This window comes from Paraburkholderia sp. GAS334 (genome assembly GCF_050436625.1).
Taxonomy (GTDB): Bacteria; Pseudomonadota; Gammaproteobacteria; order Burkholderiales; family Burkholderiaceae; genus Paraburkholderia.
The window spans coordinates 229,216-241,072 of the sequence record NZ_JBNDMO010000010.1 but is presented as its reverse complement, the minus strand read 5'-3'; the positions used below and the strand labels follow the sequence as shown (position 1 = coordinate 241,072).

General features: G+C 63.4%; 8 protein-coding genes. 5 read left to right on the top strand and 3 right to left on the bottom strand.

What is annotated here, in order from left to right; translation table 11 throughout:
* The first annotated feature begins 69 nt into the window (after positions 1 to 69).
* The 4 genes from P3T21_RS20285 to P3T21_RS20270 all read left to right on the top strand — a co-directional run bounded on the left by P3T21_RS20285 (position 70) and on the right by P3T21_RS20270 (position 3,294).
* Entirely contained in the window at positions 70 to 426 is a 357-nt protein-coding gene (locus tag P3T21_RS20285) for a hypothetical protein (protein WP_429257733.1), read from the top strand.
* Positions 427 to 702: 276 nt separating this feature from the next.
* The gene (locus P3T21_RS20280) at positions 703 to 1,638 is read left to right on the top strand and encodes a hypothetical protein (protein WP_429257732.1); all 936 of its coding nucleotides are present in this window, start codon (positions 703 to 705) and stop codon (positions 1,636 to 1,638) included.
* 283 nt (positions 1,639 to 1,921) lie between these two features.
* Positions 1,922 to 2,797 (top strand): hypothetical protein, encoded by an 876-nt coding sequence (locus tag P3T21_RS20275; protein ID WP_429257731.1) that lies wholly within the window; start codon positions 1,922 to 1,924, stop codon positions 2,795 to 2,797.
* A complete protein-coding gene (locus P3T21_RS20270) occupies positions 2,794 to 3,294 on the top strand; it encodes a metallophosphoesterase family protein (protein WP_429257730.1) in 501 nt (166 codons plus the stop codon). Before P3T21_RS20275 ends, P3T21_RS20270 begins: the two co-directional genes overlap by 4 nt.
* A 116-nt stretch (positions 3,295 to 3,410) precedes the next feature.
* On the opposite strand, the gene proP is transcribed toward P3T21_RS20270, so the two are convergent.
* From proP to argA, 3 genes are all read right to left on the bottom strand, one after another.
* Entirely contained in the window at positions 3,411 to 4,880 is a 1,470-nt protein-coding gene (gene proP / locus P3T21_RS20265) for a glycine betaine/L-proline transporter ProP (protein WP_429257729.1), read from the bottom strand.
* A 691-nt stretch (positions 4,881 to 5,571) separates the two neighbouring features.
* The gene (locus P3T21_RS20260; RefSeq protein WP_228877117.1) at positions 5,572 to 5,847 is read right to left on the bottom strand and encodes an oxidative damage protection protein; all 276 of its coding nucleotides are present in this window, start codon (positions 5,845 to 5,847) and stop codon (positions 5,572 to 5,574) included.
* A 54-nt stretch (positions 5,848 to 5,901) separates the two neighbouring features.
* Positions 5,902 to 7,281 carry an amino-acid N-acetyltransferase gene (argA, locus tag P3T21_RS20255; protein WP_429257728.1) on the bottom strand — a complete coding sequence of 460 codons (1,380 nt, stop codon included), beginning with the start codon at positions 7,279 to 7,281 and terminating at the stop codon, positions 5,902 to 5,904.
* A 23-nt stretch (positions 7,282 to 7,304) separates the two neighbouring features.
* Between argA and hrpA the strand changes: the two genes are divergently transcribed.
* Complete coding sequence (gene hrpA / locus P3T21_RS20250) at positions 7,305 to 11,831, top strand: ATP-dependent RNA helicase HrpA (protein ID WP_429257727.1); 4,527 nt, start codon at positions 7,305 to 7,307, stop codon at positions 11,829 to 11,831.
* Positions 11,832 to 11,857 lie beyond the last annotated feature (26 nt).

Genomic DNA, 11,857 nt, shown 5'->3' with positions numbered 1-11,857 from the left:
CATGCGTGCCTTCGTCCCGGTTCGCGTTTTCTCTCTTATGTTTTTTCATATGGAACGCCCGGTCACGTCATGAAACCAGTCACCGTCGACATGCTACGCGCCCATCTGATCACGGCGTCGCTGGCAGCGATGTGCATTCAGGTCATTCTTCTGCTGTCGCTGCCGCTCTTCGATGTCTCCGAGTCGTCGCTCGAATCCTTGCCGTTCCGGCTGGCCGCGATGGTGAGCATTGTCTGCGGGGTCGCGCTGACGCGACAGATTGCATCGATGTCGTTCAGTCGCGCGCTGCAAAGCCATCACGCGACGTTTCGCACGCCGGCCTCGAAGGGCGCAATGGTATCGGTTGCGTCGAACTGCCCGCTGCGCGAGCTGGTGATCCTGCATCTACGGTTCAGCGGCAGGTCGTTCGAGCTCGTGAAGGCCTGAACCACGCTGGCGTCGCGAATCGCGCACAACGGTTAGTGTCGTCAGCGTCATGTCGGCCGTGGCGATTCGTCGAACGCCAGGTGTGCGTGACTTACGCGGACATCTCGTCCTGTTCTCCCGTTTTGCAAATCGAAGTGCTCTCCGCGTGTGCCCGGGTGGTTTGAAAGGGCACCACCGGTGGGTCTTGCGTGGCGCGATAGAATGAGCGTCCCGCGCCTCAAGGGATAGCGCGCATGGCAGGCGGCGCGGAGAGAGGTAGAGAACCGGAGAACGCACATGAGCGCGCAGACGAAAAGCCTCTTCATCACTCGCGTCCGCGTAGCGTGGCTATTGCTGGCAATGCTGCTACTGCTGGTATGCCTGCCAGGTCGAACGCTGCTGGCGCAGGGCACGGACGACGCCGCGAGCCTGCGCGAGCACTACCAGAACCACACGCAGCAACTCGACCACAATCAGTTTCATCGACAGCTGTATATGGATTCGTCGGAATCGCCGACGAATCTCAAGGGCGATATCTACGCCGTCGTCGACTATCCGTTTGCGACGGTCAGCGGTGCGTTGAACGATCCGGTGAAAGGGCCGGCCAACTGGTGCGATGTGCTGATCCTGCATCTCAACGTGAAGTACTGCCACGCCGCGACAAACAACGGCGTCGCGCAGCTCAGCGTGAATCTGGGCAAGAAGGTCGAAGAGAAGCTGTCGTCCACCTACCGGGTGGAGTTCAACTACCGCCCGGCGGTTACCAGTGCGGAGTATTTCAGGGTGGAACTGAATGCGGACACGGGCCCGCTCAGCACGAAAGACTATCGGATCGTGCTGGAGGCGATACCGGTCAGCGGTAACCGCACCTTCCTGCATCTGATCTATGCGTACGGATACGGCCTCGCGGGACGTGTGGCGATGAAAACCTATCTGTCGACCATCGGCCGCGACAAGGTCGGGTTCACGACCGTGAACGATCCGTCGTCCGGACAACCTGAATATATCGGCGGTGTGCGCGGCCTGCTGGAGCGCAACACGATGCGCTATTACCTCGCAATCGACGCTTACCTCGCCGCGCTATCGGTTCCGGCCGGCGGACGCCTGCAGCAGCGTCTGATCACGTGGTTCGACGCGACCGAGCAGTATCCGCGGCAACTCCACGAAGTCGATCGCGATGCGTATCTTCAGATGAAAAATAACGAATACACGCGTCAGCAAACGGTGCAGTAACGGGGGGCATTGGGGGCGTTTTGCCTCGGATTAGCCCTTCAAGCGCGCAATTCCGGCTGGCCCGGTTCATTCGGCCGCGTGGTCGCGGGTTATTCTGACCGCGGCCGTTGCATGGATATCGGCTTGCTACACTGAATGGGTATTCCGGCCCGCTCATTTCCCGCTCATTTCCCGCGCAGGAGCAACGTCAGTGCCGTCGCCGGTCCAGACCGAACCCCGCGTGGGCCGACGCGCCCGGAACCGGTCATCTATTGCGTTCCCGGGATCGACCCGGAGGCTCCTCATGTCCAGGATATTGCGTTTGGGTTTATCGGGGACCGTTGCGGTTGCTGTCCTGTGCCTCGCGACGACCGTGGCGCTGGGCGCGCGGGCACAGCGGCCGCCCGATACGATCCCCTCACAGCTCTTGAGCGACGACGAACGCGTCGATTTCTGCGCGCAGATGCAGCGTGCTTCGACCCAGGCGGAGCGTCAGGCCGTGTTACGGAGTCTGCGCGATACGCTGACACCGCGCGCGAGCGCGCAGGATGTCGCGCTGCCGTCGTGGCTGCTGGACGCGCGTGGCGCCAGCGTACCCGGCGGCGCCGGCGACAGTATTCCGGGCCTCGGTTGCACACAGCGGTCGACCAGGCCCGCTGCGCCGGCCGCGACCCCGGCTCCGGCCCGCGATGCACCCGTACGCGGCGCTGCCGCCGCGAGTCCAGCGTCGGCCCGCAATACGCCGGTGGCTGATGCACCCCTCCCGAAGACGCCGGTCAATGAAGCCCCCATTTCCGCAACGGCAGCGCCGGACGCAACGCGCAATGGAGTACCCGTGGGGCACGACCGCGGCGTCGACTATGTGACGGGCGGCGTCGGCCAGGACGAAGCCGCCGCGCTGCGCCAGCTCGCGCCCAGCTACAACATGCGGGCGACGTTTACGCTGGGAAATGGCGAGTACCTGTCGGGTGTCGGGGTGCAGGTGTCGCGGCCTGATGGAACGGTCGTGCTGGCGGCGCGGTCGGAAGGTCCGTATCTCTTTGCGCGGCTTCCGTCCGGGCGTTATCGTGTGGTCGCGACCGTCGATGGCGTCGCGCGCGCCCGCGAACTCTACGTGCCATCGCGAGGCAGCGTGCGCTTCACGCTGACGTGGCCCCATACTTCGACGTCGGCCCGATGAGCACTACGTCCCGCGTCGGGGTGCGTATCGTGCGTACCGTCCGTATCGGCCTGATCTCCGACACGCATAATCTGATGCGTCCTGAAGCGCTCGCGCACCTGGCCGGTTGCGACGCGATCATTCACGCGGGCGATATCTGCGGACAGCCCGTGCTCGATGCGCTTGCGCAGATCGCGCCCGTCACCGCCGTGCGCGGCAATAACGATGCCGGCGGCTGGGCGGAATCGTTGCGCACGCACGAGCGGATGAGCGTGCAGCAGACGAAGATTCTCGTCGTCCACGATATTGCCGATCTGAACGCCGATCCACGCGAAGAAGGGATCGGCGTCGTCATCACCGGCCATTCGCACAAGCCGCGAATCGAAACACGCGATGGCGTGCTGTACGTCAATCCTGGCAGCGCGGGTCCACGGCGGTTCAAACTGCCTGTTACAGCGGCAATCCTGCTGATCGATGGTGCGCATGCTGAAGCGTCGCTGCATCGGCTGATCGAATAAAAAAGGCCAGCGCGAGCTGGCCTTCTCTTCAAGCGATGCAAGCGATGCAAGCGATGCGTTGCAGAGACGTTCTGCGTTCCTGGAACGCCGCGCTTTAGCGCTGTACCTGCGCTACATCAGGCGCGGGCCGTCGCAGCTGACGCGTACGCTTCATCCATCTCCGCAGCTTCGCGTTCGCCGCGCAACACGGCATGCGCTTCGGCACGCGTCGCGACGCACGGACCCGAGCCCAGCAGTGGCTTCTTCGCCGTTTCCTTCAACGCGAGCACCGACACGATCCCGATCAGCGATGCGCCCATCAGGTAGTACGCGGGCATCATCAGATTGCCGGTTGAATTGACGAGCCACGCGCTGACGAGCGGTGTCGTGCCACCGAACAGCGACACCGAGATGTTGAAGCCGATGGCGAGCGCGCCGTAACGGATCTTCGTCGGGAACAGCGCCGGCAGCGCCGACGGCATCACGCCCGTGAAGCACGACAGCAGGGTACCCAGAATCAGCAGGCCGAAGAAGACCGGCAGCAGCGCGCCCGTACGGATCAGCAGCAGCGACGGAATCGACAGCAGCAACAGACCCACGCAGCCCGCCAGCATCACCGGCTTGCGGCCGATCGCATCCGACAGACGACCCGCATACAGCGTCATGGGCATCATCAATACCATCACGACCAGCACGAGGAAGAGGCCGTGCGTTTCGTTGAAGTGCAGCGTCGCCGACAGATAGCTCGGCAGATACGACAGCGCCATGTAGTCCGTCACGTTGAAGATCAGCACGAGGCCGACACACAGCAGGAGCGGCTTCCAGTGCTGCGCGAGCAGATCGCGGAACGACTGCTTCGGCACCGCCTTGTCTTCGGCTTCACGCTGTTCGGCCTGCTTTCTGAACGCGGGCGTTTCTTCGAGCTTCATCCGGATGTAGAGACCGACGAGACCCAGCGGACCCGCGATCAGGAACGGGATACGCCAGCCCCACGACAGCAGCGCGTCTTGCGACAGCGTTGCCGTCAGCACGGCGACCGTGCCCGCGCCGAGCACGTAGCCGATCAGCGTGCCGAATTCGAGGAAGCTGCCCATGAAGCCGCGTTTGCGGTCGGTCGAGAACTCGGCGATGAAGGTCGCCGCGCCGCCGTATTCGCCGCCGGTCGAGAAACCCTGCACGAGACGCGCGACGAGCAGCAGCACCGGCGCGAAGATGCCGATCGAGCCGTAGTCCGGAATCAGACCGATCGCGAAGGTGCCGAGCGCCATCATGATCATCGTCATCGCGAGCACGCGCTGACGGCCGATGCGGTCACCCAGCGGGCCAAACACCATGCCGCCGATCGGGCGCACGAGGAACGCGGCCGCGAACGTGCCGAACGTGGCGATCAACTGGGCGGACGGACTGCTCGAGGGAAAGAACACCTTGCCGAGCGTGACGGCGATGTAGCTGTACACGCCGAAATCGAACCATTCCATCGCGTTGCCGAGCGCCATGGCGGCGACGGCGCGCTTGAGGAGGGATTTATCGACGATCGTGATGTCGTCGAGGGTGAGGCTGTGTTCTTTTTTGTGATGTCGCCAGAAGCCGTTGCTGGAAGCGGTCAAGGTTGATACTCCAATGACTGCGGCTGAAACGCATGAGCGATCCGCCACGGTTGCCGGGGAAGTGCAGTTTCGCGATAACGCTGTGGGCCTGGGACCCACGCAAGGACGAAAAAGAAACGCCCGTGCCTCGCGAAGGTGGTCGCGAAAGTGCACTCGTTCGAGTTGCTGCTGACTGTTGCACCTGCGTGGCCGTGGAAGGGGGGCAGATGCATGAGGACGCTGAACCGGACAGGTTGCCCGCTCGCGCCACTGAAAGGCTTGAAACGAAAAAGGCCGGTGATTTATCGCGACTCCGCAGAGGAGTTGCGAAGCGACCGACAAGCCTTCTTGTATAAAAACTATTCAACCGTGCCCGGTTGGCCCCTGATCTTCTCAGGTTGACCGGTTGCGAATTGAACGCGAATGAAGGTGGATTGCTGTTGAAACGAGGTACATAGTAGCACGATAGCAGCGGATCGTGCAAATGACCCAGCTGTCGGAGGGGCGTGGAACCTTGCTCAATCCCATGCCTGGCGGGGGATGCAGCGGATCGAGAGGGTTTGAAAAAGCGGCTTAAAACCAGCGCCGTGGGACGCTCGCGCGGGCGAAGAATTGCTCGCTGAGAGGGGAAAAAGCCGGGTGAAAAGCGTGGCGAAAGAGACAAAAAAAATCCGCGCAACGCGCGGATTTTTTTACCGGAGGCGGAAGGAAATCAGCCTTGCGACGGCGGCACGTAGCCCGAAGCCTGATCGGCGCCTTCGCCGAAGAAGAATTTTTCGGTCTGCTTCATCAGGTACTGGCGTGCACGCGGATCGGCCATGTTCAGACGGTTTTCGTTGATCAGCATCGTCTGCTGCTTGAGCCACGCCTGCCAGGCTTCTTTCGAGATGCCTTCATAGATGCGCTTGCCGAGTTCGCCCGGCAGCGGCGGAAAATCGAGGCCTTCGGCTTCCTTGCCGAGCTTCGCGCATTGAACCATACGAGCCATGCTGTGCTTCTCCTGTAATCAGTGTGGGGCGGCAGTCGCCTTATATGGGGCCGCTCAGAGCTGTTTCATCAGCACGAGCGATTTGCGCTGCCAGTTATAGAGCCGGCGACGGTCTTCGGGCAGGTCGTCGACCGTGACCTTCACGAAGCCGCGCTTCAGGAACCAGTGTTCGGTGCGTGTCGTCAGCACGAAAATGCGCGTGAGGCCGCGCGCACGGGCGCGCTGCTCGATGCGCTTCAAGAGACGCTCTCCGTCGCCGGAGCCTTGCGCTTCCGGTGCGACCGTCAGGCACGCCATTTCGCCGATGCGCTCCTGCGTGTACGGGTAAAGCGCCGCGCAGCCGAAGAGCACGCCATCGTGCTCGATCACCGAGAAATGGTCGATGTCGCGTTCGATCTGGTGGCGGCCGCGACGTACGAGTGTGCCGTCCGATTCGAGCGGCTCGATCAGCGTCAGGATGCCGCCGACGTCGTCCGGCGTGGCCTCACGCAGGCTTTCGAGGTTCTCGTACGAGATCATCGTGCCTACGCCATCGTGCAGAAACAGTTCGAGCAGCAGGCTGCCGTCGAGCGCGTAGGGCACGATGTGCGCCCGTGCGACGCCACCGCGGCACGCGCGAATGGAGTGTTTCAGATAGAACGCTTCGTCGCCCTGAAGTTCGCCGCTTTCGTGCAGCTTGTATGCGTCGTCGAGCGAGAGTTCGCGGATGAGCGAGCCTTCCTCGTCCATCAGGCCCGGCGTTTCGGTCAGGAACACGATCTTGTCGGCGCGCAACGCGATCGCGGCAGCGGACGCGACATCTTCCATGTTCAGGTTGAACGCTTCGCCCGTGGGCGAGAAGCCAAGCGGCGAGAGCAGCACGAGCTTGCGGCTCGCGAGCGAATGGCGGATCGAATCCGCATCGATCTTGCGCACGACACCCGTGTGCGCGAAATCGACGCCGTCCAGAATGCCGACCGGCCGCGCCGTCACGAAGTTGCCCGACACCACGCTGATGTGCGCATGCGCCATCGGGGTGTTCGGCAAGCCCTGGCTGATCGCCGCCTCGATGTCGAGACGCACTTCGCCGGCGGCTTCCTTCGCGGATTCCAGCGCGCGGGCATCGGTGATGCGCATGCCGTGCGAAAACTCCGATTCCACGCCGTGCAGGCTCATCTGCTCCTCGACCTGCGGTCGCGAGCCGTGGACGAGCACGATCTGGATGCCCATCGCCTGCAACAGCGCGATATCGGACACGAGCGCGTTCAGGAGGCCCTGATGCACCACTTCTCCGCCGAACCCGACGACAAACGTCTTGTTGCGGAACGCGTGGATATACGGGGCGACCGAACGCATCCAGTCGACGAATTGCGCGTGCTGGGCGAGATCTTCCGCTGCGCCGGTCGGGGCCGGAGCGCTTGCGGGCGCGGGGACGAGGTCGGTTTGGGAATTCATGCCCGGGATTATAATGCGCCCCCATGTCGAATGTACCCAAAAGTCCCGCTTCGGCGAACGTGAATCAGACGCCCGAGGGCGGACCCGGCCAACCGGCGCAGACGCGCAGCGAAAGTGCGGGCGGCACGCAGGCGCGCGGGACGGACGCGCTGGAGCAGTTGCGTCAGCAGCTCGCGAGTCAGAAACCGCCGCAGGGCCCCCAGCAGAAGGCGCAACCGAAGCCGTCGATTACTTCGCAGCAGTCGCAGCGCCGTCCGGATCAAGCGGCCGCTGGTGACGCGCCGCGTGCGGAAAAAAGCATTCCGTCGGGCAAGCAGGGTGACGCGCGCGCGCAACGGCCGCCGCGCGATGGCGGTCAGCCTCGCGACGCGGGACAGCCGCGTAAGGGCGAACAATCCCGCAGCGCCGGGCAACCGCATCACGGCCGGCAACCGCACAGCGCCGGGCAGCGGCGCAACGCCGACCAGCTGCGCAGCGGCCAGCAAACACCCAGCGAGGAACCGCCCCGCAACGAGACCACCCCGCGCGAAAAAAAACCGCCGCGCGCGCCGCGCATCGTCGAACCAAACCCGATTCCGCCGATTAGCTTCCCTGAAGCGCTGCCGGTCTCCGGCCGCCGCGATGAGATTGCACGGACAATTTCGCAGCATCAGGTCGTGATCGTGAGCGGCGAGACGGGCTCCGGCAAGACGACGCAGTTGCCAAAGATCTGTCTGTCGCTTGGACGCGGCCTCGGCGCGGGTGGCTCAGGTCTGATCGGTCACACGCAGCCGCGCCGGATCGCGGCTTCGGCAACCGGGCGGCGTATTGCCGAAGAACTCGGCACGCCGTTTGGCGAAGTGGTCGGCTACAAGGTGCGTTTCACGGACAACCTCGCGCCCGGCGCGTCGGTGAAGCTGATGACCGACGGCATTCTGCTTGCCGAAACGCAGACCGATCCGCTGCTCAAGGCCTACGACACCATCATCATCGACGAAGCGCACGAGCGCAGTCTGAACATCGATTTCCTGCTCGGCTACCTGCGCGAAATCCTGCCGAAGCGGCCCGATCTCAAGCTGATCGTGACCTCCGCGACCATCGACGCAGACCGTTTCGCGCGTCATTTCGGCAGCGACGAAAAGCCCGCGCCGGTGATCGAGGTGAGCGGACGTCTGTATCCGGTCGAGGTGCGGTACCGGCCTGTGGTCGAAGACAGCCCGGCCGTGAAGTCCGCCGAAGGCACGTCGTCCGGTCGTGAACGTGCGGACCGTCCGGAGCGGCAGAAATCACAACGCGACGCCGACCGCGATCTGATGGAAGCGATCGTCGATGCCGTCGATGAGCTCTGTCGCGAAGGCTCCGGGGACGTGCTCGTGTTTCTGCCCGGCGAGCGCGAAATTCGCGACGCCGCGGAAGCGCTGCGCAAGCACCATCCGCCGCACACCGAGATCCTGCCGCTGTTCGCACGTCTCTCGGCCGCGGAGCAGGAGCGTGTGTTCAAGCCATCGAACGCACGCCGCATCGTGCTCGCGACGAACGTCGCCGAAACGTCGCTGACGGTGCCGGGCATTCGCTATGTGGTCGATACCGGGCTCGCGCGCGTGAAGCGCTACTCGTATCGCAACAAGGTCGAGCAGTTGCAGATCGAGTCGATCTCGCAGGCGGCGGCGAACCAGCGGGCAGGGCGTTGCGGCCGTGTCGCCGATGGCGTGTGTATTCGTCTCTACGAAGAAAGTGATTATCAGGGCCGCGTGCGATTTACCGATCCGGAAATCCTGCGCTCGTCGCTGGCGTCCGTCATTCTGCGGATGAAATCGCTGCATCTGACCGCGATCGAAACCTTCCCGTTTATCGAACCGCCGCCGGGCCGTGCGATTGCCGACGGCTATCAATTGCTGAATGAACTCGGCGCCGTCGACGACGACAACGATCTCACGACGCTCGGCCGCGAACTCGCGCGCCTGCCGCTCGACCCGCGCGTCGGCCGGATGATTCTCGCTGCGCGTGACCAGCAGGCGCTGCGCGAGGTGCTGATCATCGCAAGCGCGCTGTCGGTGCAGGATCCGCGCGACCGGCCGATCGAAGCGCAGGAGCAGGCCGACCAGGCACACCGCCGTTTTGCCGACGAGCGCTCCGAGTTCTTGCAATGGCTCAAAATCTGGACGTGGTTCGAGGAAGCGGTCGCGCACAAGAAGTCGAACAGGCAGCTCGTCGACGCGTGCCGCGCGAATTTTCTGTCGCATCTGCGGCTGCGCGAATGGCGCGATGTGCATTCGCAACTGCTGACGGTGGTGCGTGAACACGGCTGGCGGCTGAACGAAAGTGAAGCCACGTTCGAGCAGATCCATCTCGCGCTATTGACGGGCCTGCTCGGTAACATCGGCCTCAAGGCCGACGACGAACCGTATTACCTCGGCGCGCGCAGCATCAAGTTCTATCTGTGGCCGGGTTCGGCGCTGGTGAAGAAAGCCGGCCGCTGGGTGATCGCGGCGGAACTGGTCGAGACGAGCCGTCTGTACGCGCGGTGTATCGCGAAGATCGAGCCCGAGTGGATCGAGCAGATCGGCGCGCATCTGCTGAAGAAATCGTTGTCCGAACCGCATTGGGAAAAGCGCGCGGCGCAAGTGTCGGCGTACGAGCGCGCCGTGTTGTACGGGCTGCCGATCTACCACCGGCGGCGTGTGGGTTTCGGCAAGCAGGACCCGTCGCGCGCGCGCGAACTGTTCATCCGCGGTGCGCTGGTCGAGGGCGAGTTCGACACGACGCTCGCGTTCTTCGCGCACAATCGGAAGCTGCTTGCCGACATCGAACAGCTGGAGCACAAGTCGCGTCGTCAGGACGTGCTGGTCGACGATGAACTGATCTTCGGTTTCTACGATCAGGCGATTCCCGAAGGCATCTACACCGGCGCGTCGTTCGAGCGCTGGTACAAGGACGAAGTCAAAAAGAGCGGTCAGCCCGAGGACAAACTGCGTCTGCTGTATCTGTCGCGCGACGATCTGATGCGGCACGAGGCGGCCGGCGTCACGACCGATCTCTTCCCGAAGCGGATGACGATGTCGGGCGTCGAGATGGCGCTCACGTATCACTTCGAGCCGGGCTCGCCGCGCGACGGTGTGACGGCGGCGGTGCCGCTCTACGCGCTCAATCAGGTCGATGCGCGTCGATGCGAGTGGCTCGTCCCGGGCATGTTGAAAGAGAAGACGCAACTGCTGCTGAAATCGCTGCCGCAGAAACTGCGTCGCCATTGCGTGCCGCTACCGGAATACGCGGCAGGTTTTGTCGAGCGCACGCGTGGTCCGCGTTTCGGCGCGGGCGGTCTGCTCGAAGCGCTGATCGCGGATGTTCGCGAAGCGACGCAGGTCGCGATGAAACAGTCCGACTTCAAGCTGGAGACGCTGCCGCCGCATCTCTTCATGAACTTCAAGGTCATCGACGAGCATGGCCGGCAGCTCGCGATGGGTCGCAATCTCGCGCAGTTGCGCGCGGAACTCGGCGGCCAGGCTCAGCAGCATTTCCAGAAGATCGCGGCGGGTGCGGCGCTGGGTGGAGCGGCCGGATTGTCGAATGCGGCTTCCAGTAGCGCTGCGGCGCTTTCATCCGATTCGCGGACAGGGGCGGCCGATGCTGGGTCCGCAACTGCGTCTGCGAAGAGCGGCGCGCGCGGGCAGGGTGGGACTGCACCTCAAACGTCGGCGAGCGGAACCGCGGCCACCGCGCTGTACGAAAACCTTACGACGTGGAACTTCGGCAAGCTCCCTGAGCTGCTCGAAATCCGCCGTGGTGGCCAGACGTTATTCGGCTACCCGGCGCTGGTCGATCGCACGACGCATTGTGACGTCGAAGTGTTCGACTCGCCCGAAGAAGCCGCGCGGATCCATCGCGCGGGGTTGCGTCGTCTTTTTGCGTTGCAGTTGCGCGAACCGATCAAATATCTGGAGAAGAACCTCCCGGGTCTGCGCGAAATGTCGATGCAGTTCATGCCGCGTGGCACGCAGGAAGAATTGCGCGATCAGCTGGTCGACACCGCACTGGATCGCGCGTGCCTGCAAGATCCGCTGCCCGACGACGACGGCAGCTTCCATACGCGTCGCGACGAAGGACGCGGTCGCCTGACGCTGCTCGCGCAGGAAATCGCACGGCTCATCGGACAGGTTCTGGGCGAGTACGCCGCAGTCACGAAAAAGCTCGTTCAGGCGAAGTCGTTCACAGCAGCGTACGCGGACATGCAGAGCCAGCTGGATGCGCTGGTCGGGAAACGCTTCGTCGTCGATACGCCTTATGTGCAGCTTGCACATTTCCCGCGTTACCTGAAAGGCATCGCGTTGCGCATCGACAAGCTGAAGGCCGACCCGACCCGTGACGCGCGACAGTTCGCCGAATTCCAGCCTCTGTTGCAGCACTATCAGCGCGCTATCGCGCAGCGTGGCGGCGTGATGGATTCAAGGCTGACGGAATTCCGCTGGCTGCTCGAGGAACTGCGGATTTCGCTCTTCGCGCAGGAACTGCGAACGCCAATGCCCGTTTCGGTGAAGCGCCTGCATAAGGTGTGGGAATCGATGCAGCGTTAAGTGAAGGAGTGCGTATTCACGGCGTT

What these genes read in the sequence shown, in the direction of transcription:
- P3T21_RS20285 (WP_429257733.1), top strand. Translation starts at nt 70, where the DNA reads ATGAAACCAGTCACCGTCGACATGCTACGCGCCCATCTGATCACGGCG.
- P3T21_RS20280 (WP_429257732.1), top strand. Translation starts at nt 703, where the DNA reads ATGAGCGCGCAGACGAAAAGCCTCTTCATCACTCGCGTCCGCGTAGCG.
- P3T21_RS20275 (WP_429257731.1), top strand. Translation starts at nt 1,922, where the DNA reads ATGTCCAGGATATTGCGTTTGGGTTTATCGGGGACCGTTGCGGTTGCT.
- P3T21_RS20270 (WP_429257730.1), top strand. Translation starts at nt 2,794, where the DNA reads ATGAGCACTACGTCCCGCGTCGGGGTGCGTATCGTGCGTACCGTCCGT.
- P3T21_RS20260 (WP_228877117.1), bottom strand. Translation starts at nt 5,847, where the DNA reads ATGGCTCGTATGGTTCAATGCGCGAAGCTCGGCAAGGAAGCCGAAGGC.
- argA (WP_429257728.1), bottom strand. Translation starts at nt 7,281, where the DNA reads ATGAATTCCCAAACCGACCTCGTCCCCGCGCCCGCAAGCGCTCCGGCC.
- hrpA (WP_429257727.1), top strand. Translation starts at nt 7,305, where the DNA reads ATGTCGAATGTACCCAAAAGTCCCGCTTCGGCGAACGTGAATCAGACG.